The sequence below is a fragment of the Pontibacterium granulatum genome, assembly GCF_029961155.1.
Classification (GTDB): Bacteria; Pseudomonadota; Gammaproteobacteria; order Pseudomonadales; family Balneatricaceae; genus Pontibacterium; species Pontibacterium granulatum.
This window is the reverse complement of record NZ_JASBRH010000014.1, coordinates 68,646-93,198: the sequence shown is the minus strand read 5'-3', so window position 1 is coordinate 93,198 and position 24,553 is coordinate 68,646. Positions and strand designations below refer to the sequence as shown.

General features: G+C 53.1%; 21 protein-coding genes. 11 read left to right on the top strand and 10 right to left on the bottom strand.

Annotation, left to right across the window (positions count from 1 at the left end):
- Positions 1–31 precede the first annotated feature (31 nt).
- From QKW35_RS13985 to QKW35_RS13960, 6 genes are all read left to right on the top strand, one after another.
- The gene (locus QKW35_RS13985; RefSeq protein WP_282354017.1) at positions 32–1,684 is read left to right on the top strand and encodes a methyl-accepting chemotaxis protein; all 1,653 of its coding nucleotides are present in this window, start codon (positions 32–34) and stop codon (positions 1,682–1,684) included.
- A gap of 103 nt (positions 1,685–1,787) precedes the next feature.
- Positions 1,788–2,990 carry a tryptophan synthase subunit beta gene (gene trpB, locus QKW35_RS13980; protein WP_282354016.1) on the top strand — a complete coding sequence of 401 codons (1,203 nt, stop codon included), beginning with the start codon at positions 1,788–1,790 and terminating at the stop codon, positions 2,988–2,990.
- A gap of 441 nt (positions 2,991–3,431) precedes the next feature.
- Positions 3,432–3,776: a metalloregulator ArsR/SmtB family transcription factor gene (locus QKW35_RS13975; RefSeq protein ID WP_282354014.1), complete on the top strand. Its 345-nt coding sequence runs from the start codon at positions 3,432–3,434 to the stop codon at positions 3,774–3,776.
- 768 nt (positions 3,777–4,544) lie between these two features.
- Positions 4,545–5,594, top strand: a complete 1,050-nt coding sequence (locus QKW35_RS13970; RefSeq protein ID WP_282354012.1) for a CobW family GTP-binding protein — start codon at positions 4,545–4,547, stop codon at positions 5,592–5,594.
- Positions 5,595–5,684: 90 nt separating this feature from the next.
- A complete protein-coding gene (locus tag QKW35_RS13965) occupies positions 5,685–6,155 on the top strand; it encodes a hypothetical protein (RefSeq protein ID WP_282354010.1) in 471 nt (156 codons plus the stop codon).
- Positions 6,155–6,769 (top strand): SCO family protein, encoded by a 615-nt coding sequence (locus QKW35_RS13960; RefSeq protein WP_282354009.1) that lies wholly within the window; start codon positions 6,155–6,157, stop codon positions 6,767–6,769. The genes QKW35_RS13965 and QKW35_RS13960 overlap by 1 nt, the downstream gene beginning before the upstream one ends.
- Positions 6,770–6,774: 5 nt before the next feature.
- Here the strand turns inward: QKW35_RS13960 and QKW35_RS13955 are convergent, their stop codons facing one another.
- The 5 genes from QKW35_RS13955 to QKW35_RS13935 form a co-directional block, all read right to left on the bottom strand.
- Positions 6,775–7,263 (bottom strand): hypothetical protein, encoded by a 489-nt coding sequence (locus tag QKW35_RS13955; protein ID WP_282354008.1) that lies wholly within the window; start codon positions 7,261–7,263, stop codon positions 6,775–6,777.
- On the bottom strand, positions 7,263–7,799 hold the full coding sequence (locus tag QKW35_RS13950) for an elongation factor P hydroxylase (protein WP_282354007.1): 537 nt from the start codon (positions 7,797–7,799) through the stop codon (positions 7,263–7,265). Before QKW35_RS13950 ends, QKW35_RS13955 begins: the two co-directional genes overlap by 1 nt.
- Entirely contained in the window at positions 7,796–8,476 is a 681-nt protein-coding gene (locus QKW35_RS13945) for a hypothetical protein (RefSeq protein ID WP_282354005.1), read from the bottom strand. The genes QKW35_RS13950 and QKW35_RS13945 overlap by 4 nt, the downstream gene beginning before the upstream one ends.
- A 384-nt stretch (positions 8,477–8,860) precedes the next feature.
- Complete coding sequence (locus QKW35_RS13940; RefSeq protein WP_282354003.1) at positions 8,861–10,168, bottom strand: sigma-54 interaction domain-containing protein; 1,308 nt, start codon at positions 10,166–10,168, stop codon at positions 8,861–8,863.
- 78 nt (positions 10,169–10,246) lie between these two features.
- Positions 10,247–11,026, bottom strand: coding sequence for an enoyl-CoA hydratase (locus QKW35_RS13935; protein WP_282354002.1), 780 nt, complete (start codon positions 11,024–11,026; stop codon positions 10,247–10,249).
- Positions 11,027–11,177: 151 nt separating this feature from the next.
- Between QKW35_RS13935 and QKW35_RS13930 the strand changes: the two genes are divergently transcribed.
- A complete protein-coding gene (locus QKW35_RS13930) occupies positions 11,178–11,366 on the top strand; it encodes a hypothetical protein (RefSeq protein ID WP_282354001.1) in 189 nt (62 codons plus the stop codon).
- A 202-nt stretch (positions 11,367–11,568) separates the two neighbouring features.
- Here QKW35_RS13930 and QKW35_RS13925 read toward each other — a convergent pair whose 3' ends face one another.
- Positions 11,569–12,348 carry a helix-turn-helix transcriptional regulator gene (locus QKW35_RS13925; RefSeq protein WP_282354000.1) on the bottom strand — a complete coding sequence of 260 codons (780 nt, stop codon included), beginning with the start codon at positions 12,346–12,348 and terminating at the stop codon, positions 11,569–11,571.
- Between the two features lie 475 nt (positions 12,349–12,823).
- On the opposite strand from QKW35_RS13925, the gene QKW35_RS13920 reads away from it, so the two are divergent.
- Entirely contained in the window at positions 12,824–13,873 is a 1,050-nt protein-coding gene (locus tag QKW35_RS13920; RefSeq protein ID WP_282353999.1) for a M48 family metallopeptidase, read from the top strand.
- A gap of 251 nt (positions 13,874–14,124) precedes the next feature.
- Here QKW35_RS13920 and gcvP read toward each other — a convergent pair whose 3' ends face one another.
- From gcvP to QKW35_RS13900, 4 genes are all read right to left on the bottom strand, one after another.
- The gene (gene gcvP / locus QKW35_RS13915; RefSeq protein ID WP_282353998.1) at positions 14,125–17,010 is read right to left on the bottom strand and encodes an aminomethyl-transferring glycine dehydrogenase; all 2,886 of its coding nucleotides are present in this window, start codon (positions 17,008–17,010) and stop codon (positions 14,125–14,127) included.
- A 191-nt stretch (positions 17,011–17,201) separates the two neighbouring features.
- The gene (gene gcvH, locus QKW35_RS13910) at positions 17,202–17,594 is read right to left on the bottom strand and encodes a glycine cleavage system protein GcvH (RefSeq protein ID WP_282353997.1); all 393 of its coding nucleotides are present in this window, start codon (positions 17,592–17,594) and stop codon (positions 17,202–17,204) included.
- Between the two features lie 123 nt (positions 17,595–17,717).
- Positions 17,718–19,022, bottom strand: a complete 1,305-nt coding sequence (gene glyA, locus QKW35_RS13905; RefSeq protein WP_282353996.1) for a serine hydroxymethyltransferase — start codon at positions 19,020–19,022, stop codon at positions 17,718–17,720.
- Between the two features lie 164 nt (positions 19,023–19,186).
- Positions 19,187–20,572 carry an L-serine ammonia-lyase gene (locus tag QKW35_RS13900; RefSeq protein ID WP_282353995.1) on the bottom strand — a complete coding sequence of 462 codons (1,386 nt, stop codon included), beginning with the start codon at positions 20,570–20,572 and terminating at the stop codon, positions 19,187–19,189.
- Between the two features lie 305 nt (positions 20,573–20,877).
- Between QKW35_RS13900 and QKW35_RS13895 the strand changes: the two genes are divergently transcribed.
- The 3 genes from QKW35_RS13895 to lipA all read left to right on the top strand — a co-directional run bounded on the left by QKW35_RS13895 (position 20,878) and on the right by lipA (position 24,553).
- On the top strand, positions 20,878–21,510 hold the full coding sequence (locus QKW35_RS13895; RefSeq protein WP_282353993.1) for a helix-turn-helix domain-containing protein: 633 nt from the start codon (positions 20,878–20,880) through the stop codon (positions 21,508–21,510).
- A gap of 449 nt (positions 21,511–21,959) precedes the next feature.
- On the top strand, positions 21,960–23,087 hold the full coding sequence (gene gcvT / locus QKW35_RS13890; RefSeq protein ID WP_282353992.1) for a glycine cleavage system aminomethyltransferase GcvT: 1,128 nt from the start codon (positions 21,960–21,962) through the stop codon (positions 23,085–23,087).
- A gap of 506 nt (positions 23,088–23,593) precedes the next feature.
- Positions 23,594–24,553, top strand: coding sequence for a lipoyl synthase (lipA, locus tag QKW35_RS13885; RefSeq protein ID WP_282353991.1), 960 nt, complete (start codon positions 23,594–23,596; stop codon positions 24,551–24,553).

The window sequence follows — 24,553 nt, the reverse complement described above, 5'->3', positions numbered from 1 at the left end:
AAAGCAACAATAAACATGGGCGTAGTATTTAATGGACACATTCGTATCAAGCCAGTATTTAAAAGGCTTTAGTTTCGTTGCTGCGCTCGCGGCAATACTCACCGGCGCAGGCTTCTTTGCAGGTTTCCCTCTCACGTTTCTGTTACTGATGTTCGGCACCATCATCGCTACATGCGTGCTGACGCTATTCATTACGCATCAACGCATCGTTGCTCCTGTCATGTCACAAACCGATTCTGCTGCCAACGGCGAAAGCGGCAACCATTCAGTTTTCGTGTTACCCGCACTCCAGACTCTCGCGATTGGTTTCCAGCGAGGTCGTACCATCGGAGACCTGCTTTCAGCCAAAACCAACTCCAACGCCATTGCCGCCGCTGAAGTCTCTTTCTCTGCCGACAATCTGCGCTCCAAGTTAGATGTACAAGTGCGCGAGATCGCCCATATTGCCGATAACTCCGAGAGCATGACGGATACCGTGCGCCAAACCGCCGAGCAAGCCTTCCGCGCAGCAGAGCTGGCCAAGCACGCCAAAACCACGTGCGCGCAGGGCCAAAGCTCTCTCGACATAGCCTTGACCAAAATTACGCAGTTGAATGAACAGAGCGCCGAAACACTGCAACTGATCGAGCAACTGAACGAAAAATCTAACCAGATCCAGAGTGTCACCAAAGTGATCGAAGAGATTGCCGAACAGACCAACCTGCTGGCGTTGAACGCAGCCATCGAAGCGGCACGTGCAGGCGACCATGGTCGAGGATTCGCCGTGGTTGCCGATGAGGTTCGCCAACTGGCCGCCCGCACGGCAGGCGCCACCGGCGAGGTGGAAACCATCGTTGATGAGATTCAGCAGGAAACCCGCCAGGTCGTCTCCCGTATCACCGCACTGTCGGATAACGTAGAGGACAGCAGTAAAATCATGTCCGACGTGAGCGAACAGCTCGGCGGGATTTCCTCCCAGTCCAATGCAGTTGAAGAGCAGATCTCCATCATCGCCGCTGGCGCCAACACCAATCAGGACAATCTGGAAATCATCTCCGAATCAATCAAACGCATCCGTAACGAAGTGATCGCCAGCGACGATGAAGTACGTATCCTGGCCAATCAAGCCGCCTCCTTAATGGAAGTGGCGGAGATTTCCAGCGCTGTATTGGCCGAGCATACCGAAGCCAACTACCACAAAAGCTTCTACCAGACCGCACGTGATTGCGCAGACCGCATCGGCGAAGTGTTTGAGCAGGAAATTCGTAACGGTTCCTTGAGTGAAACAGACCTGTTCGACCGTGACTACAAACCGGTCGAAAACACCAACCCACAGAAATTCGGCACCTGTTACGACCAGTTTACCGACCGGGTCCTGCCCCCGATCCAGGAAGCAGCACTTGGCAATGACAGCAATCTTGTTTACGCAATCGTCTGTGACCCGAACGGTTATGTGCCTACGCACAACAACCAGTTCGCACACCCATTGACCGGGGACTACAAAACCGACCTGGTGAAGAGTCGCAGTAAACGTCTTTTTAACGACCGCACCGGTGCGCGCTGTGGCAACCATACCGAACGGATGCTGCTACAGACCTATAAACGTGACACCGGCGAGATCATGCACGATCTATCCGTGCCTATCTTCGTCAACGGTCGTCACTGGGGCGGATTCCGCGTTGGTTACTGGCCGGCCAAGGTCTGAACCCAGCCAAATAATTAATTACAATGGTTGGCAGGCCCTGCCAACCGATTTATATTCCTTTTTGCGATACAAAAAGAGCGATTAGGTTATACAGTGAGGTAACATGAGTAAGTTTGATTTTGCGGCGATGCCGGATGCCAACGGTTTCTTTGGTGAGTACGGCGGACAGATCATCCCACCAGAACTGAAAGAGGTCATGGATGAGATCGACCGCGCTTATGAAGAGATTCGTCACACTAAAGAGTTCCAGGACGAACTGGCTTCGCTGTTTGCCGACTACGTAGGTCGCCCAAGCCCGGTGTATCACGCTAAACGCCTGAGCGACAAGCTGGGCGGTGCGCAGATTTTCCTGAAGCGTGAAGACCTGAACCACACCGGTGCGCACAAGATTAACCACTGCCTGGGTGAAGCCCTGCTGGCGAAATACATGGGTAAAACCAAGGTTATCGCTGAGACCGGTGCCGGTCAGCACGGTGTTGCTCTGGCAACCGCCTGCGCCCTGGTCGGTATCCCATGTGAGATCCACATGGGTCAGGTGGACATCGAAAAGGAACACCCGAACGTCACCAAAATGAAGATCCTGGGTTGTAAACTGGTACCGGTCACCCGTGGTACTGCAACCCTGAAGGATGCGGTCGACAGCGCGTTCGAAGAGTACCTGAAAGACCCTGTGAACTACATCTATGCGATCGGTTCTGTCGTTGGTCCTCACCCGTTCCCGAAGATGGTACGCGACTTCCAGAGCATCATCGGCCGTGAAGCGCGCCAACAGTTCCAGGATAAATACAACAAACTGCCGGATTACATCACTGCGTGTGTCGGCGGCGGTTCCAACGCCATGGGCCTGTTCACCGAGTTTTTGAACGATGAATCAGTCAACATCGTTGGTGTAGAGCCTTCCGGTAAAGGTCTGGAGACTGATCAGCACTCCGCTACGCTGACCCTGGGTAAACCGGGTGAGATTCACGGCATGAAGTGCTACGTACTGGAAACCGAAGACGGCGAGCCGATGCCGGTGCACTCCATCGCTTCCGGTCTGGATTACCCTGGCGTAGGTCCACAGCACAGCTACCTGAAAGACCTGGGCCGTGTTGAATATCAATCAGTGACCGACGAAGAGTGTCTGAATGCATTCATGACCCTGTCCCAGGTTGAGGGCATCATTCCGGCACTGGAAAGCTCCCACGCGGTCGCATGGGCGATGCGCAAAGCACCGGAACTGTCTGCTGACCAGACCATCCTGGTAAACCTGTCCGGCCGCGGTGACAAAGACGCCGACTACGTCGCGGACAAGCTGGGTCTGTAAGCTCAGACCTTAAGCCAACGGGTCGAATCTTACTGACGCTGCAGGTCAGGAGGATTCGATCCTGCTTATCACCCTCTCTTCTTTACTTCACCCTCTTACGTTTTCATCCTCACCTTCCACTTGCTCATACGTGGCACAAACCGATAGCACCCTGTCACCTTTCGACAGTGTCTGGCGTCATCTGCGAATTTAAAATGACCTCATCAAATCAACACAAGGTGAGGCACGAAGATGAACAAGGTAAACACAAGGGATCTCCCCCTGGGCAGTATCGTGAGCAATGCCATTATAAGCAGTTCACCTGCGACAAATAGTCGGCGGGGTTCAAAGCGAGAGGCGATCATGATCCAACCTCACAGGGTCAGGCACATTCGTTCTGATTGCACAGCCATTCAGGAACGCTCAAAATAATGGTCTCTGTTTTCTTAATGAAGCGACACCATGAACCCGGTTCTTTTTTACAAATGCCTCGCCGACGAAACCCGTCTCCGTTCCATCATGCTGATCCAGCACGAGGGGGAACTGTGTGTATGTGAACTCACCGCTTCATTAGCCGAAAGCCAACCCAAAATATCCAGACACCTGGCCCAGCTGCGCCAGTGTGGTCTGCTGATAGATCGCCGTGAGGGGAAATGGGTGTTCTATCGCATCAACCCCGATCTGCCCGAGTGGTGCGTTCAGGCACTGCGTGATACCGCAAAGGGCAACCCCGCATTTCTCGCAGCCAATCTGGAGGCCCTCAACGAGATGGGTGATCGCCCAACCCGCGCCAGCACCTGCTGCTAACGACCACATCCCAAAGACATAAAAAAACGGGCTGCCCTTACGGGTAGCCCGAAAATCGCGGTTTGCTTCAATGACAAGAGCCGTCTAGCTTGAAGTCTGATTGCTGAGCGGGGTCTCCCCTTACAGCAAAATCGATGTCCCTCTGAAACACCTTCCAATCCTCGGAAATGAGGGACCGCCGCCATCCCTGGCAGCAGTGCGGCGAACAAAGTCAGTGAGGTGGTAACCTGTTCGCCCATCTCTCGTGAGCAGGACCCATACTACATTAATGATAATTATTATCAATAGCATTTAGTAAATATTTTCAGCTTTTGCAGTTACCCTTGCAGGACGGTGCAATGAACACAAATCGCAGACAAAAAAAACGGGCTACCCCGAAGGGCGCCCGAAAATCGCGGTTTGCTTCAATGACAAGAGCCTTTTGCTTGAAGTCTGAAACGCAGTGCTAACGTGAAACACTGCCATCCTAAAACCTGTTCATGAGACCGCCCTACTGCGCTACTGCTTCCCTAAGTTGGGAATGCAGGGGGCCGCCATCCGTGGCAGCAAAAAGCGAACAAAGTCAGTGAGGTGGTAACCCGTCCGCCCATCTCTCGTGAGCGGGATCTATATTATATTAATGATAATTATTATCAATAGCATTTGAGAAATGTTTTCAAAAAAATCTCCTTCTTTACTCCACTGGACAGCCCTCTTGATATGCCACTTGACCGAAGTGGTGATTCACGGGAGTATTGGGATAAACCACAAATGTTATAAAGTAACAGAATGAGCAAATATCACGCGATCCCCACTAACATCATCACCGGCTTTCTGGGTGTGGGTAAAACCACCGCACTTAATCAATTGCTACAACAGAAACCTGAAAACGAGACTTGGGCAGTATTGGTGAATGAGTTCGGCCAGATAGGTGTCGATCAGGCGGCCTTGCCCAATGAAGATGGCCTGCATGTCCGGGAGCTGGCTGGCGGCTGCATCTGCTGCGCCCTCGGCCCATCACTGGCCATCACGTTGACGATGTTAATCCGACGCAGTAATCCGGATCGCCTGATTATCGAACCCACCGGTTTAGGCCACCCGGAAGGTATTATTGATGTACTCCAGGGGATCAGTTTTGAAGATGTTCTGGATCTGCGTGCTACCGTCTGCCTTCTGGACCCCCGCTCGCTGGAACAACCCGAAGTCGTGGCAAATGAGGTCTTTCAGGATCAGATAAACTTGGCCGACGTAATCGCGATCAATAAGTGTGATCTGGCGGAACCTGCACAGGTTGAACAGGCAGAGTCGCTGCTGGGTGGTATTTTCCCACCTAAGCAGCAGGTGATCCGCTGTGAACAGGGCAACATTCCATTGGAGATTCTGGACTTCGTACGCAACGGTGAACTGCAGGCCCAGTTCCCTGAAGCACACGCAAACCACGACCACGACCACGACCACGACCACGACCACGACCACGACCATCAGCATGGTCATTCAGCAACAGCAAGCAACGCCCCAGAGGTCGGAAAACCGCTGCGAAAGCTGGGCGAAGGCAGCGGTATGGTCAGCTGTGGCTGGGTATTCCATCGCGACGAAAGCTTCGATTTCGATGCCCTCACGGCATATCTGAACAGCATCGAAGGCATTCAGCGAATTAAAGGCGCATTTCGTATCGGTTACGCCTGGGTATTCTTCAACCGCGTTCTGGACGAACACAGCGTGAGCAAGCTAGCCTACCGTCGCGATTCCCGCCTGGAGATCATCAGCTCCCAACACCTCGACTGGGATGCCATAGAGCAGCGATTGCTCGCCCACCGCCTCTTGGACGTTGACGCCTGAGAGTGCGACAATTGGTCACGTTTTTCCAACGCAGCGGTCCGCTAAAATAGAAACCGCTGCTATTCCTGTTTTCTGATCCTGGAAGCATCTGTGTCCAACCGACTGATTCAATACGCACTTGTCTGCCTACTGGCCCTTGGTCTGGGCATTGCCGTTGTCTGGCTGCCTGAGCAACTCAAACCACAAGCGCCGGAAAACCAGCGACTTTTAACCGAAGACGGATGCAGCCTTAAAGAATCCACCTGCCATGCCACGCTGGACGGGCAATCGATCGCGGTGGAGGTTAATCCACAGGCGATTCGCAGCGCCATCCCACTGATCTTCACGGTTGAGCTGGACGGTTTCGATGCGGATGCGGTAAATCTAAGCCTGGAGGGGGTGGATATGTTTATGGGGTTAAACCAAACCCAACTGTCCCCGGTACAGGACAAACCGGGATTCTGGCGTGGCGTAACTGAAATTGCGATCTGCACCACCGGAGAGATGATGTGGCGAGCACGGATTATCGCGCAACAGGATCAACAACAACTCGAAGCCCATTTTGATTTCAGTGCCAAATGATGAATACCAACGGACTCAACACCCTACGCACGCTACTGATCATGACCGCCTTTCTGCTGGTTGGGATGGCAGTGGCTTTTTACTTCCGCCCGCAACCGGTCGACGAACGCATCGCCTTGGGTGAGTCATTGGGCGGTGAGTTCAACCTGCAAACAGCCGAAGGGCCTTTAAAGCTGTCTGACCTGGCAGGCAATGCTGTGGTCCTGTACCTGGGTTACACCAATTGCCCGGATGTGTGCCCAACCGGATTGGCGGTATTGTCGCAGGGGATTTATGGACTAAGTCCGGACGAGCAAGCTCAGGTACGGGGGGTATTTATGAGTGTTGATCCGGCACGTGACTCACTCGATACGCTCCAGCAGTACGCGGCCTTTTTCCATCCGAACATTGTTGGCGCAACCGCTGAGCGCGCCGAAATCGACCGTGTGGTGAAACGTTACGGTGGTTTCTACCGTATCGGTGAAGATACCGGTTCGGCAGCAGGTTATGCGGTGGATCACTCCTCACGCCTCTACCTGATCAACAAGCAGGGCAAGCTGGTCTCCACACTAATGCATAGCAGTACACCGGCTGATGTAACCGCAGGCCTACGCAAAATTCTCAATAACGGCTGAGTTCTTCAGCACATGCTACAGCCACGCAATCGGGTATCGAAGTGGCTGTAGACCTCTAAACAACTCTCTTTTTCTGAAAAGACACCCAGATGCTGCACTTTGTAGCGATCAAGAAAATCCACACTGTGCAGCCCTGTTCCCGCCTCCAATCGCGAAACCCGATAGGACTTGTACCCAATGCGGTACACCCCTACATAGGGCTGATGCCAACCATCCGCTACGAAGCGTGGCTGCTCTAAAGGCGTGATCAGCGCAGGAACCTTTAGCGGGTTACCGCGATGCAGATCCACAAACAAAAGTGCCTGTGAACGGGTATCAAACACTCCCAGGACATACGCCCTATGTGGTTTTAACTGCCATGCATAGAGATAGCAGGAGGTATCCTTACCCTCCCGCCGCGTATAAAGGTAATAGTGAAATTCAGCTTCGACCCAATGCTCAAGGCACCCGTTATCATCCGGATAGCGTTCGCATGGAACGAAGTGATCACGCATCAGCGACCTTCGAGACTGAACTGAGCGGCTTGCAGCGGCGGCTGTTTGAACTCCAGCAGCATCGCCTCAACCAGCTGACGGTGGCGGTCAGGCAGACCATTTTCCAGCAGTTGATGCACACGGTCATGCACATTTTGTCGGAACGAATCACTCGCTCCGATACCTCCGCTGAGATTATCTGCAGAGAAGTTAAACTTCAGGCCACAGGCCTGTGCCATAATCCATTCCAGTGCCTGGGGGGCCACTTCTACCTTCTCGAACAGCGCCTGTTCATTCGCAGTGCGACCATCCGGTTTGTACCAGTAACCAAAGTCCTCCAGCTTACGTCGCTCTGCTCCGGCAACACACCAGTGGGCAATCTCATGCAAAGCGCTGGCAAAGAAACCGTGGGCAAAGATAACCCGGTGGTGGGGATTGTTCTCGTCCGCTGGCAGGTAGATGGGTTCGTCATCCCCTTTCACCAGCACGGTGTTGTGGGTATCACGAAAAAGAGAGTTGAACAGGTTAATCAATTGAGTGCAGTTTGGTTCGCTCATTGTTCCAGTAATTGCCAGCTATTCTGTTTCAGCCACCAAACCTGTCCGGTCTGGCGATCAAGGCGGGCGGCCACAAACCCTTTCACATCCTTGTCGGCACGCTCCAGCTTCACTTCGTAAATGGAGCCGTTCAGCGCACCACCGTCATCCAGCGCCATCCAGATACCACCATCCGCCAGCCAGCTCTCACCGGTGTAACGGTCATAGCGGATCAGAATCCACTGCCCCGAGGCGGTGTAGCAGGAGGCGAATCGGTAGCTGCCATCCTGCATCTGCAGACTGATTTCGTTAGCGGTCTGTGCCATCTGGTCGAGCAAAAGTGCAAACTCTTCGCTGGACGGTTGCCCAGAGGCAGCACCTCCGTTAGCTCCGGCCTGCTGCACAGGTCCACGTCGCAGCTCCTGTGACAGGGTCGCCAACTGGACCTGCAAGCTCTGCAGCTGTTCCAACTGACGTGCACTTTGCGAACGCACATTCAACAGTTGCTCCTGCACTGCGGTAAGACGGTTGGTCATCTGCTCAACTGCAGATTTTACTTCGTCAGCCTGCTCAGCACCGGGCTGAGGCGCCTGCTGCGCCTGAGTGACCTCTTCGGCGGGCTGCGGCTGTACATTGGCCGCGTTACACCCAAACAAAAAAGTGGAAAGTAAGATCGGTAATGTATGCTTTAACTTCACGCCTGCCTCCGCGGGATGAGTGACCGGCGCTTATTGTAAACAAAAAAGGAGGCCGTATGAGCCCCCTTTATTATATCCAGGCCCTGCGGGGTCAAACCGTCGGGTATGCCACATTCCCCGGCTACCGCCCACAGGCTTCAGCGCCGGGTTGTTGGGCTCGTCGATACGGGCCACTTTCTTATTGCGCTGATGATCCGTCACCACATTCCAGATATCCGAACCGTCAAAACGTGCACCCACAGTTGCCCTTCCGGCAACCTGGTACTCCTTCTGCCTATCGATCCCTCGCCGCTATCCTGAGCGAGTTTTATATTCAGCTTGTCTTTGTATAACGCGCGAATATCGACAATCAGCTTGGTCATCGCCAGATCAGCTGCCAGCAGCTCAGATCGATTTAAGCTTGCGATACAAGGTACGCTCGCTAATACCCAGTGCCTGGGCCAACCCTCTGTTATCTCCGGCAAAACGCCTCTTGAGACTAAGCAAATACTCTTGCTCGACCTGCTCCAACGACTTAATCGAATCATCCGCTTCGGCGATAGGAATACGATCGAAGTTTGCCACGGCTGGCGGTAAGTGCGGCAGATCGATCTGGTTATCGTCACTCAGCAACACTGCCCGCTCCAGTATGTTACGCAGCTCCCGAATGTTTCCGGGGAAGGTATAGCGCCGCAAAGCCCCCAGTGCAGCCGGGCTCAGCGACTTGGTTTCGGCCTCGGGAATGCGCTTTAACAACACATCCACCAACAGCGGAATATCATCGACCCGCTCGACAAGACTCGGCAGCTCGATCGGAAATGCACTGATACGATAAAACAGGTCACGTCGGAACGTACCACCTTCAACCATAGTTTCCAGATGACGGTGAGTTGCACACACCAAGCGAAAATCTGCATGCTGAAGTTCCACGCCCCCTACCGTACGATAGGTCCCGGTTTCGATCAGCCGCAGCAGCTTCACTTGCAGCGATAACGGAACATCACCGATCTCGTCCAGGAACAAGGTGCCCCCCCGGGCAGCAGCCACCAACCCCTGCTTGCGATTCACCGCACCGGTGAACGCCCCCCGTTCATGCCCGAACAGTTCACTCTCGAACAGGCTTTCACTTAAACCGGAACACTCCACAGTCACAAATGGGCCGGATGCCCGCTTGCTTTGGTCATGCAGCGCCCGGGCAACCAGTTCTTTACCGGTACCGGATTCCCCCAACAGCAGCACGCTGATTTCACTGGGTGCGGCGCGCTGCAAAAAGGACAACATCTGATTAAACGCGGCCGAGCGTCCTACCATGCCGCTGCCCTCAGCCGTTGGACGTGCCACCTTCACCAGATGCATTACTTCCAGAAAATACACCAGTGCCCCTTCACTGCTGTGCACCGGCGCCATCTCTACATCCACATGTTCCTGGCCATGCGGTGTATTGTGGATATGCAGCATGCGCTGACGGGCGCCGGTTTCAACGCAACGTTTCAGTGGACAGGATTCACCTTCCTGATCACAGGGCAGATCGTAGCCGTGGGAAACCTCATAGCAATGCCTCCCTATGATCTCCTGCTTTGCACGAAAGTGTTCCTGATAGGCGTTGTTGGTCGCCAGTATCTGATAGTCAAGAGAAAGCAGTGCCGCAGGCTCCGTCAGTGCGTCCAGTACAGCGGAGACTTCAGGCAACAGATCAAAAGAGTGGATAGACATCAGGTGGGTCCGGCAGTGATCATATGCCGGACATTTTCACATATAAGCTCGGACTAATATAGACCGTCCGACGCTGGCTCAGCGATGCTGCCACTCCGGTTTACGCTTATGGATAAAGGCGTCGATCCCTTCCTGCGCATCGTGAGTCAGCATGTTATCGGTCATCACCTGGGCGCAGCTGGCATAAGCATCTGACAACGCCAGCTCACGCTGGTTATGGAAGGCCTGCTTACCCATCGACAGAGCCTTGCGGGACTTGCTCGCGATCTTACCCGCGACACTCAGAACCGTTTCTTCCAGTTTATGAGCGGGTACCGCCCAATTGATCAATCCCATCTGCTCGGCACGCTCAGCATCGATCAGATCACCCAGCAACAACATCTCCATCGCATGCTTCGGTGCTACGGTGCGGGTGAGCGCCACCATTGGCGTGGAACAAAACAGGCCGATGTTCACCCCTGGCGTAGCAAAGCGGGAACTGTCTGTGGAGACTGCCAAATCACAGGACGCAACCAGCTGACAACCTGCCGCCGTCGCAACCCCATGCACTTGGGCAATAACGGGTACCGGTAACGACACAACCCGCTGCATCATCCGGCCACAGGTATCAAACGTCTGCTGGTAGTACGCCTCAGTGCCTTCCCCCAACATCTGCTTCAGATCGTGCCCGGCGCAGAACCCTTTTCCACTGCCACGGATCACCACAACACGCACCGACGAATTCTCAGCGATGAGATCTAACTCTTGGATTAATGCCTCCATCAACTCCAACGAAAGTGCGTTGTAAGCGTCTGGACGATTCAGCGAAAGAAAACAGATGCCGTCCCGGTCTTCACGCAGAAGAATGTGCTCATTCATGATGTGCTCCGCTTTGTTATTGTTGCTGCGCACCCAATATAAGTAAAAACCCGTACACCAACAAGCCCATCCTGCTGTGATCAGGCAACACTTTCTTCCGGATCAATTTAGGAATTTTTCCTAAGTTCAATCCCACGGAGCTGTGCTAGCTTTGTTTGATAATGAGGGAACGATATGTTTTACAACAAAACTCTTTTGCCGCGATAAAGGACAGGAACGCCTTTCATCAAGCAGCCGGGAGTTCATTGATGGAAAATGCATGCGTCCTTTGCTTCAACCTAGTGATGTTGAACAGGCCACATCCGTCGTTGAAGAAGCTGATTTCACAGAATGGTGGTGAGCTGCACAAGTGCTGTTGTTGCTACGCTTACCTGCACAAATCCAGGGGTCGATGGGAAGTGGTCAGCGGCGGGAACTCAACATCCACACAACCGCATACTGAAATCAGTCCCGCTGCCGATTACCGTGGCGCCGCAAACGACGCACACGATACTGCAACGGAAACTGCCTGATCAGTTAATCATTCAAAAGTATCTTTTCAATCAAAGGATACCGGACTGGTATAACCGCGCTATCAACTGTGTTTTATTACGTGCATTCAGTACTTTCTTGGCCCGGGTGATGTGGTAAGTCACACCTTCTTCGGTCAATCCGAGATTATCAGCAATCATTTTGACCGACATTCCCTCTGCCGTCATACGTAAAATATTTGTGCAGGTCGCAGAAAAGACTGAGTGTTTCAGATAAGGGTTTGTATCGCGGGTACCATCCAGCAATAAAAGCTTATGGCACCGCTCAAGCAATGGCAGTAAGGTACCGGAAAGATCACGGTACAGCTGGTTGAATTCCGCCTGGGACTTTTCGTGATACAAGCCAAAGTAATTAAACCAAGGTTTATCTTCGTGTTTTCCAACTGGCACATAAACACGCGAGCTAATGCCATACTGCTGCCAAAACCCATCAACCATTGGGCTGGAGGTACTTTCACGGCTGTCCGCCATTACCGGTTGCGATGTTAAAGGCAACGCTTTCCAAAGTGGATCGAGGGTTGCCATTTCGCGGTAATAACGGGTGACGATATGCTCAGGCAAAGTGCCCTGTGTATCAGTACCGTAACGTCGTTTTGTGAGCGAGAAAAGGGACTCTTTTGATCCCAGATCACGTGGTACTGAAGAGTATGTAAAATACACAAACCCCAGCTGTTTTAATAACCCCTGTAGTTCGGAGAATATTTTATCCCAGCTACATTCACTGACTAAAAGATTGCTTGAAAACACAACGGGTGCCTTACAGGAAGGAAGAACGGAAACTGCATCATTCATTACACGTGTACCCCACTTCCAGTTGACTGGAAAGCCTCTTTAATCCATGAGTCATGGGCAATACAGCGGATTAAATCAAAGCCCAACACACTAAAGCAGAACACTGTTCTTCCTCTGATTAACTTACTTCTTATTGTTTAATCTGCACAGAAAAGATTCAGCCTTCGCCACTTCTGTGATGTAGATGATATTAATTACCAACTACATCTTTCGCAGAATTACAAAATTCTATAGTTCCATTTTTATCTAACCTTATAAATACGAAAGATGTCTTAATCTGCATCGTACTGCATAAAATGTATCTACTTACCCCATTTATATGGTGACGATAAACGGGAGCATTCGATTAAATCAAACCACATTTCAAACAATCGTTTTACTACGACTTTTTGGGTGATTTGGATCAAATCAGGCGCTAAATTAGCCATTTATCATCCAAACTGACCATCAACGCTAACAAACCTATACTGCACAGATGAAACCAATTTCCCTAAAGCCAGCCCATCTGCGGATTGCACTTCTTCTGCTCGGTATTTCCGTAGCAGGTTGCTCTTCAACCGCACAACGCTCGCTTGATACCGAAGACGTAAAGAAAGAGCGACTGTTACAACAGCAGAACGCTTTAGAGGAAGCATATCGTCAGAACAGTCGCTTGCAGCGCTTGGCATTCCCTCTCCTGCAAACCGCAACGACGCAGTGTGGCGAGAAAGTTAAACCAAAGCTCGGCCTCCAGTTACATACAGCAAACGATTATTCCTCCAGCCAACGAGAGGCGGCAGTCAAAGCCTTTGGTCCACTCGATGGAATCAGGATTAAGGATGTCATTGAGGGAGCCCCGGCACAGGGAAAACTGCTCCCCGGTGATCGCTTGCTGCTGATCAACGGCGAACAGGTCACAGAAAGCAGCCGAGGTACTGCGCAGCAACTGCGTAACGCTATGAGCGACGACCTGACAGTTAGGGTTGAGGTCGAACGTGAGGGGACCGAAATAGCCCTCAGACTGAATGCGGTTGCGCTCTGTGACTATCCGGTCATTCTGAGCCGCCGTGATGCGATCAACGCCTTTGCCGACGGCGATACCATTGTCATCAATGAAGGGCTTATTCGCTTTGCCCAAGCGGATAAGGATCTGGCGCTGATCATCGCCCACGAGCTGGCACACAATGTGATCGATCACCGTGCCGACAAGATCCGGGACGGACTGATTGGCGGGCTCTTTGATATTGCCATATCACTGTCAGGCAATATGATCAGTCCGGGGATTGGAGTTGGCCTTGGTGCTAACCTGCTCAGTCAGGAATACGAAATCGAAGCGGATATCCTGGCCATCCGTTTGATGCACCAGCAGGGCTACGCTGTTGCATCACTGCCAGAGTTTTGGCGCAAAATGGCGTCCGTACACCCCTCTTCCATCCATCACGGTAACCAGGCATCTCACCCCACCACGGTAGAGCGTTATCTGATTATGAAGAAAGAGGTGGAGCACCTAACACAGTCAGAAAAAGATACCCCGCTAGACAAATAGCAGGCATAAAAAAGGCGGTACCAAGGTACCGCCGAAAAGGTCAATTGCTATACAGGAGTTTTCCTGCAGCGAATCGCTCCGCCGACTTGGAAAGACACCGGAGAAGTGGACCGATGGCGTCGATCCCGGCGCGCAACCCTTCCCCAGAAAAAATGCCCCGTAAAACGGGGCCAAAAGGACCTGAGAGCTGGGTTCCCGAAAGAGCCGCCCGGGAACCCATTTCCAGATGGTGCTTGTTGCGCTTAACCTGCTCAGTCTTCCTGATAAGACTCGATGCTTGGGCAAGAGCAGATAAAGTTACGGTCGCCGTATACGTTGTCGATACGGTTAGCCGTTGGCCAGAACTTGCTAGCGCGGGTGTGAGCAGTTGGGAATACCGCTTCCTCACGAGAGTAAGGACGCTCCCAGCTGTCGCCGATCAGGTCTGCCTGGGTGTGTGGTGCGTGACGCAGAGGGTTGTTCTCTGCGGACCATTCACCGCTCTGTACACGACCGATTTCGCCTTTGATCTTCACCATCGCTTCAACGAAACGATCGATCTCAGCCTTGGATTCGGATTCAGTCGGCTCAATCATCAGTGTGCCGGCTACCGGGAAAGACATGGTTGGCGCGTGGAAACCGTAGTCCATCAGACGCTTCGCAATATCTTCCTCAGTGACACCACACTCCTCTTTGATCGGACGGATGTCGATGATGCATTCGTGTGCAACCTTGTTATTGCGGCCACGGTACAGAACCGGATAGTGCTCGGAGAGCTTTTCGGTCATGTAGTTCGCATTCAGGATCGCAACCTGAGTAGACGCCTTCAGGCCATCCTTACCCAGCATGCGGTTGTACATCCAGGTGATCGGCAGGATTGCAGCAGAACCAAACTGTGCAGCAGCGACCGCACCGTTGTTCGCATCCAGGCCAGCAACAGGGCTTACCTTGTGGCTTGGCAGGAACGGAGCCAGGTGGCTCTTAACACCGATAGGACCCATGCCTGGACCACCGCCACCGTGTGGGATAGCGAAGGTTTTGTGCAGGTTCAGGTGAGATACGTCAGAACCGATCACGCCTGGCTTGGAGATACCTACCTGCGCGTTCATGTTCGCTCCGTCCATGTAAACCTGACCACCGAACTTGTGGATGATCTGGCAGATCTCAACGATGTCTTCTTCGTATACACCGTGAGTGGAAGGGTAAGTGATCATCAGCGCAGACAGGTTCTCAGCGTGCTCTTCTGCTTTCGCAGCCAGATCGGCAACGTCCACGTTACCGTTCTCGTCACATGCCGTTACGACGATCTTCATATCCATCATTGCTGCGGACGCCGGGTTGGTACCGTGTGCAGAAGATGGGATCAGGCAGACGTTACGGTGACCTTCACCGATGGACTCCTGGTACTTACGGATCGCCAGCAGACCTGCGTACTCACCGGATGCACCGGAGTTAGGCTGCAGGGAGATCTTGTCGTAACCGGTGATCTCAACCAGCTGATCTTCCAGCTGACCCAGCATTGCGTGGTAACCGGTAACCTGGTCAGCCGGCGCAAACGGGTGAATGTTTGCAAATTCAGGCCAGGTCACAGGGATCATCTGCGCAGTCGCGTTCAGCTTCATGGTGCAGGAACCCAGTGGGATCATGCCGTGCACCAGAGAGTAGTCTTTGTTTTCCAGCGCCTTCATGTAACGCAGCATGTCAGTCTCAGACTGGTAGCTGTTGAAGGTTGGGTGCGTCAGGATAGCATCTTCACGACGCTGTTCTGCGCTGATACCGGTTGCTTCACCGCCAGCGATGCGAGCATCGATTGCAGCAACATCCAGACCGTGGCCTTCGCCCAGAATGATGTCGAACAGCTCAGCTACGTCAGCAGCAGTCGTGGTTTCGTCCAGGCTCACACCCAGCTTGCCACCGTCGACCTGACGGAAGTTGCATCCGTTATCCAGCGCACACTGGTATACAGATGCATCAGCAGCGAAGGTCAGGGTGTCGAAGTAAGATGCGTTGGCAGCAACGCCTTTGTCTTTCAGACCGATCGCCAGGATCGCAGTCAGACGGTGGACACGCTCAGCGATACGTTTAAGACCTTCTGGACCGTGATAAACGGTGTAGAAGCTTGCCATGTTGGCCAGCAGCGCCTGTGCGGTACAGATGTTGGAGGTCGCTTTCTCACGACGGATGTGCTGCTCACGGGTCTGCATCGCCATGCGCAGTGCCTGGTTGCCGTTTACGTCGATGGAAACACCGATGATACGACCAGGAACGGAACGCTTCAGTTTTTCAGAAGCCGCGAAGAATGCAGCGTGTGGACCACCGAAGCCCATTGGTACACCGAAACGCTGGGAGGAGCCCAGTACGATATCAGCACCCAGCTCGCCAGGTGATTTCAGCAGAACCAGCGCCAGGATGTCAGCAGCAACGGCTACCATCGCTTTCTGTTCTTTCGCTTTTGCAACCAGCGCTGCGATATCGGTGATGTCACCGTGGGTACCAGGGTACTGCAGCAGCACACCAAATGCGTCGTATTCGCCCAGCTTGTCTGCGGCATCGACTACGATGTCATAGCCGAAGTATTCAGCACGGGTTTTAACAACGTCGATGGTCTGTGGGTGTACGTCGTCCGCAACGAAGAAGGTGTTGCTCTTCTTACGGTTAGAGCGTTTCGCCAGGGTCATCGCTTCTGCCGCAGCAGTCGCTTCGTCCAGCAGGGAGGCGTTTGCCAGTTCCATGCCGGTCAGGTCCATCACCATCTGCTGGTAGTTCAGCAGAGCTTCCAGACGGCCCTGTGCGATTTCAGGCTGATATGGCGTGTACGCGGTGTACCAGCCTGGGTTTTCCAGGACGTTACGCAGGATCACATTCGGTACGTGGGTGTTGTGGTAACCCATACCGATGTAAGACTTGTTCACCTTGTTCTGGTTAGCCAGCGCTTTCAGTTCCGCCAGGGCTTCAACTTCGCTGATACCCAGATCCATGTCCAGTGCATCATCCAGACGGATGGAATCCGGAACGGTCTGCTTAATCAGTTCTTCCAGGGTACTTACACCCAGAGATTCCAGCATGGCCTGCTGCTCGGCTGCATCCGGACCTACGTGACGACGAGTAAATTCGTTACGCTGTTCCAGTTCGCTCAGTGTGCGCGTTTCAACTGCCATTTTTATCAACCTGTTGTTATACGGCCCGCTGCTTCAGCAGCCAGCCGGTGTTTATCTTTTCCAACCCCATCCGGTGCGGCATCGGCTCCGGAAGTGATAGGGGGTGCGGGGTGGTCCTGCACAACCACCCCGCGCTTGCTTAAAGAGTTGATCGGGGGACTATCTAAACCGGACCCACCCGGTCAGAGCGATCAACCCTCTTCGGCAACCTTCGCTTCGTATGCAGCAGCGTCCAGCAGGTGGCTCAGATCCGCGCCTTCTGCCAGTTTGATTTTTGCAATCCAACCGCCTTCGAATGCTTCGTCGTTTACGGTTTCTGGTGCGTCTTCCAGATCTTCGTTTACAGCAACAACTTCACCGGAAACTGGAGAGTAGATGTCGGAAGCCGCTTTTACGGACTCAACCAGGGAGAACTCTTCACCCTGTTCTACTTCGCGACCAACTTCTGGCAGCTCAACGAATACTACGTCGCCCAGCAGTTCCTGTGCGTGGTCAGAGATACCTACGGTTACAGTGCCGTCACCGTTGTCCAGAACCCACTCGTGAGATGCTGCGTATTTCAGATTGCTTGGTACGTTGCTCATTTTTTATTCCTCAAACTTGTCACATCTGGTACTCAGGCAGTTGGGCTGTTTTCGGATCCGCAACTGCCTGCTAACAGTTATCTTTTACTTAGAACTTAACGGTACTTACTTAGCGGTACTTACTTAGCGGTACAGCGGGAAACGTTCGCACAGGGCTTTAACCTGCTCGCGTACTTTTGCTTCCGCTTCGCTGTTGTCTTCCGGGTTCGCCGCCAGGCCATCCAGAACGTCACCGATCAGGTTACCGATCAGGCGGAACTCGTCTTCACCGAAGCCACGGCTGGTGCCTGCAGGCGTACCCAAACGGATACCGGACGTTACCATCGGTTTCTCTGGGTCGAACGGGATGCCGTTCTTGTTACAGGTGATACCGGCACGCTCCAGGGATTCTTCAGTCGCGTTGCCCTTAAGGCCTTTAGGACGCAGGTCAACCAGCATCAGGTGAGTATCAGTACCACCGGTTACGATGTCACAACCACGCTCAACCAGTGTTTCAGCCAATACAGATGCGTTCTTAACAACCTGTTTGATGTAGTCGGTGAACTCAGGCTGCAGCGCTTCGCCGAAAGCAACCGCTTTGGATGCGATCACGTGCATCAGAGGGCCACCCTGCAGGCCAGGGAATACCGCAGAGTTGATTTTCTTACCCAGATCCAGATCGTTGGACAGGATCATGCCGCCACGTGGACCGCGCAGGGTTTTGTGCGTAGTCGTCGTTACAACGTGTGCGTGCGGCAGAGGGCTTGGGTGCTGACCGGTTGCGATCAGACCCGCGATGTGTGCCATATCTACCATCAGGTATGCGCCCACTTTGTCTGCGATTTCGCGGAAACGTGCGAAGTCGATCTCACGTGGGATTGCAGAACCACCTGCGATGATCAGTTTTGGCTGGCACTCAACGGCCTGCGCTTCAACTGCGTCGTAATCGATGCGCTGGGTTTCACGGTCTACACCGTACTGTTCAGCGTTAAACCATTTACCAGACTGTGCTGGACGTGCACCGTGAGTCAGGTGACCACCCGCATCCAGGGACATACCCAAGATAGTGTCGCCTGGCTGCAGCAGCGCCATGAATACTGCACCGTTTGCCTGTGCGCCGGAGTGTGGCTGTACGTTTACGTATTCGCAGTTAAACAGTTGCTTAGCACGCTCAACAGCCAGTGCTTCTACTTCGTCAACGAATTCACAACCACCGTAGTAACGACGGCCTACATAACCTTCAGCGTACTTGTTGGTCAGCTCCGTGCCCTGTGCAACCATTACCGCCTTGGACACGATGTTTTCGGATGCAATCAGTTCAATGCCATCTTCCTGGCGGTGGAATTCACGCTCGATGGCAGCTTTGATCGCCGGATCAGCTTCTGCCAGGTCACAAGTGAAAAACTTTTCGCTAACAGCGTCGTTTCGGTACAGATCGCTCATGCTCATGGTTTTGATCTCTGTTTGTTATTGTCAAAGCATTCAGAGTGCGGATGGTGGTTCGAGAACAAGGCAAATGTCATCGAAAAAGCGGAGTCTACGTGTTTGTAGATGAGCATTTTGAGATGAAATTTAACGCAGTTATCAAATCTCCAGACCACTCTGGGTTTACGTCAGCAAGCCACGGCGTTCACTGCCAGGCCACCCGTTGAGGTTTCTTTGTATTTGTCCTGCATATCGAGACCGGTCTGACGCATGGTCTCGATTACAGAATCCAGGGATACGTGGTGTTCACCATCACCGCGCAGCGCCAGGCGTGCTGCGTTGATCGCTTTCACCGCCCCCATGGTGTTACGTTCGATACATGGCACCTGAACCAGTCCACCGATCGGATCACAGGTCAGGCCCAGGTTGTGTTCCATGCCGATCTCGGCCGCGTTTTCCACCTGCTCGTTGGTACCACCCAACACGGCACACAGTGCGCCGGCAGCCATGGAACAGGCCACACCGATCTCACCCTGACAGCCCACTTCAGCCGCAGAGATAGAGGCATTGGTTTTGTACAACATGCCGATCGCTGCAGCGGTCGCCAGGAACTTCACAATGCCTTCTTCGTTGGAATTCGGGATAAAACGGTCGTAGTACGCCAGTACCGCAGGAATCACGCCCGCCGCACCGTTGGTTGGTGCAGTCACCACACGACCACCGGCAGCGTTTTCTTCGTTCACCGCGATCGCGTAGAGGTTCACCCAGTCCATTACGGTCAACTGATCTTTCAGCGCTTTTTCCGGCTTTTCTGTCAGCTCGCGGTACAACTCGTTGGCGCGACGCTTTACGTTCAAACCACCCGGCAGGATACCGGTCTGCTGATAGCCTCGACGGATACAGTTGTCCATCACGTGCCAGATATTCAAAACAGCGTTGTTTACCGCTTCGTCACTGCCCATACGGGAACGCTCATTCGTCAGCACAACATCAGCGATAGAAATTTTTTCTTTCTTACAGATCTGAAGCAGTTCGACAGCATTGTTGAACCAGTGTGGAATGGTGTGCTCAGTCGCTGCTTTTTCCGCATCTGCACCCGCTTCGGCGTCGCTCAGTACGAAACCGCCGCCCACGGAGTAATAAATGCTGTCGATGGTGATGATGCCCGCCGCATCGAAAGCGCAGAAACGCATACCGTTCGGATGCTTAGGCAGAGATTCACCGAAGTTGAAAGGCAGATCACTTTCGCGTTTGAAAGGAATCATGCGCTCTCCCGCAAGATTCAGTTCACCGCTGTCGTCGATCTGTTTGATGTATTCAGGGACCTTGTCCGGATCAACCAGATCCGGCTTTTCACCCAGCAAACCCAGCAGCACAGCAACATCTGTCGCGTGGCCTTCGCCGGTCATTGCCAGTGAGCCGTACAGATCAACCTTTACACGGCTAACACTGTCCAGCAGATTCTTTTCGCGCAGCTCGTCCAGAAAACGGTTTGCCGCAACCATTGGACCTACAGTATGAGAACTGGAAGGACCGATGCCCACTTTAAATAGATCAAAGATGCTGAGTAGCATGACTCAAGCCTCCAACTTTATTGTTATTCACCGCTTTTCGGAGACATCCCCTGCTCCGCGCTCGCCCAGAGCAAGATATACAGGCCAAACCCTTCTGGTTAAATAATAGCCTCAACCTCGTATAGGGCTCAGACTATCAACAGATTTCATAATTGGCAACAAAAATTTCCTATTGGAAACTTTTGTTCTCATAGCGTGAATTAAACACTCTCTTGTTTCCTTTCAAAGAGACGGGGGCTTGTGTAACATTTTTGGAAACAGTAACCCGAATTAAGAAATGCCGGGTGCTAAGGAGTGAGCTACAAATGTCCGACGAACCACACTTCTTACGAGAAGAAAAAATAGAAATCGCCCGCGCCGAAGGCAATGCGGAAGCTGCAGTGGAGCCGCTGCAGCTGGGTAAGCGTGTACGCGAAATCCGCCTGAGCCAGAATCTGACGCTGGAAGAAGCCAGTAAACGTACCGGTCTTGCACGCTCTACGCTGTCCAAAATCGAAAACGAACAGATCTCTCCAACCTTTTCCGCGGTCAACAAGCTGGTGAAGGGCTTAGGCATCGACATGCCTCAGCTTTTCACCCAGCCTAAGCGCAGCTCAGGTGCCGGTGGCCGCCGTGATATTACCCGCTGCGGCGAAGGCACACCGCACCCTACGCCGACTTATGAGCACGAACTGCTTGCGACACAGCTGACCAGTAAGAAGATGGTCCCGTTTCGCACCGTGGTACACGCACGCTCATTTGATGAATACCCTGAGTGGGTGCGCCATGACGGCGAAGAGTTCCTCTATGTATTGAAGGGCTCGCTTCTGTTTTATACAGAGTTTTACGAGCCAATCGAGCTGTTCGAAGGCGACTCCGCTTATTATGACTGTGAAATGGGCCACGCTCTGGTATCCACCAGCGAGCAGGATGCGGAAGTCATCTGGGTGACCGCCTAAAGCGAAATACTGAGCACTGCTTGAGTGAAGTGAAGATATTCCCCTCCGGCAGGTTCTAACATATACTTTAACTATTCTTCCTGAAGTGCCATCGTGGGTTCATCCTACGACGGCATTTTTTTTGTCTGCCTGCTGAGCACAGAATCCTGTTCCTCAGTTTTCCCATATCGCGCAATAAGTTACCCACCGGATGCATATATCTGCATCTATTAGTCGAATTCATGTAAAAAAAATCACTTGCATGGAGTTTCCTCTTGGTCTAAGTTGTTTCCTATTGGAAACTTATGATCTCTTTTGATCATATCTACCTATTTATAGAAACAAGCGGGTAGCAGTTTTTTGTGTCTATGGCTGGCGCACAATCGGCCTTTTGCTCCAGCCGTCCGGTGGCCACCAGGCCACCGGGACACACCTTCTCCCCCACGAATAAAAAACTGATGAGGTTCGATATGGCTGAAACACAAGGCGCACTGAAGAAAACTCCACTGTTTGATCTTCACGTTGAGCTCGGCGGTAAAATGGTTCCTTTCGCTGGCTACGAAATGCCTGTTCAGTACCCACTGGGCGTAAAGAAGGAGCACTTGCACACCCGTGACCAAGCGGGCCTGTTTGATGTTTCCCATATGGGACAGGTGAAGTTGAGCGGCGAAAACGCTGCGGCAGCGCTGGAAAAACTGGTCCCAGTCGACATCATCGACCTGCCAGCGGGCAAACAGCGCTACGCGCTGTTCACCAACGAAGATGGCGGCATCATGGACGACCTGATGGTGACCAACTACGGTGACTGGATCTACGTTGTTGTTAACGCAGCATGCAAAGACCAGGACATCGCGCACATGCAGGCAAACCTGGGTGAAGGCGTTGAGCTGGAAGTTCTGGACGACCGCGCGCTGGTTGCTGTTCAGGGCCCAACCGCTGCAGCTGCAATCGCACGTCTGGCACCGGAAGTAGCTGACATGGTTTTCATGGACTCCCGCCAGATGAAGATCGACGGTGTCGACTGCTTCGTTTCCCGCTCCGGTTACACCGGTGAAGACGGTTTCGAAATCTCTATCCCTACCGCCGACGCTGAGCGCCTGTGCCGCCTGTTCCTGGAACAACCAGAAATCGAAGCGATCGGTCTGGGTGCACGTGACTCCCTGCGTCTGGAATCCGGTCTGTGCCTGTACGGCAACGACATCGACACAACCACCACACCTCTGGAAGGCAGCCTGATCTGGGCGATCTCCAAGTGCCGTCGCGCTGACGGTGAGCGTGCGGGCGGCTTCCCGGGTGAAGAGAAGATCCTGGGCCAGATCGCAAACAAAGATTGGACCCGCAAACGTGTAGGTCTGCTGGGCGAAGGTCGTGCACCTGTGCGTGAAGGCACTGAGCTGTTCGACGCGGACGGTAACAAGATCGGTACCGTAACCAGCGGTACGTTCGGTCCTACAGTAGGCAAGCCAGTCGCAATGGCGTACGTAGAAACCGCATTCAGCGCACTGGACACTGTGGTATACGCAGAAGTACGTGGTAAGAAACTGCCTATGACTGTATCCCGCATGCCGTTCATCGAGCAGCGTTACTACCGCGGCTAAGGAACCTGCGAACAAGTCCGAAACACCTCTGGCATTCAGAGCTATTCGAGATCAAGGCAGCGGTTACAGCCATGCTGGTTGCCTGGCGAAAATCGCTAACGCAGAGATCGGATTGCTCTGAATGCCCCGAAGGGCGGGCGCTAAAACAGCTTTCTGCTTTGTCAGGAAGCTTGGAAATGAATAGTCATTCCACTGTGCTTCCTTTCGCGCATTAAGCTGTTTTATCGACCGCAGAGAAAGTCTCGGACTTATTCGAAGGTTCCCTAACCGACCGGCGGCGTGAGTCGGTCGTAGCAGCAATATCGGGCAGGATTCGGAAACGAACCATGGAGCGTCGCAAACAAGCATGAAACGCCCCGCCCTGCCCTGTATAAACTAGGAGCCTGACGAAAGACTCCCAGGCTGCGGTACTCACCCGCCCATCACGATCAATTGCAAAATAGAGGAAAAGGCCAGTCACTGGCCTTTTCCTTATAACAATAAGAAGCCACCCGGGAGGTGACGTAATGGAAATGATTCCTTTAACTGAACTTAAAGGCGAGTCAAAAATGGCGAAGTTGCGCCATAAGCCGGACCCTAACCGGAAACGACTGCGCAAACCCGAGTGGATTCGTATCGATCCACGCAGCAACGGCAATGTTCACAAAGTGAAGAAGCAGCTGCGTGATCTCAAGCTTCACACCGTGTGCGAAGAAGCCTCATGCCCGAACCTGGCGGAGTGCTTCAGCAAGCGCACCGCAACGTTCATGATCATGGGGGCTATCTGTACACGTCGCTGTCCATTCTGCGATGTTGCCCACGGTCGTCCAATGGCGCTGGATAAAGATGAGCCACGCCACGTTGCCGAGTCTATTCAAAAGCTGAACCTGCGCTATGCGGTTATCACCTCTGTGGATCGAGACGATCTGCGTGATGGCGGCGCGGGTCATTTTGCCGAGGTTGTACGTGAAGCACGTGCCCTCAACGAAAACCTGACCGTGGAGATCCTGGTGCCGGATTTCCGGGGCAAGCTGGACGCTGCCCTGGAGGCACTTTCCGATGACGTACCTGATGTACTGAACCACAACCTGGAAACCGTGCCACGTCTGTACGAATCCGTGCGTCCGGGTGCCGATTACCACTGGTCCCTGAACCTGCTGTATCAATACAAACGCCTCCACCCGGAGGTGGTTACCAAATCTGGCCTGATGGTTGGTCTGGGTGAGACAAAAGACGAAATCATCACCGTAATGAAAGACCTGCGTGCCAACGGAGTGGATATGCTGACCATCGGCCAGTACCTGCAACCGACTAAACACCACCTGGCAGTAGAACGCTACGTAACACCAGAGGAGTTTAAAGAGTACGAAACCATCGGTATGGAGCTGGGCTTCAGCAACGTGGCCAGCGGTCCGATGGTACGCTCTTCTTACCACGCGGATATGCAGGCAAGCGGCGAGCCGGTTGGCTTTGCCGGAGGGGAGTAA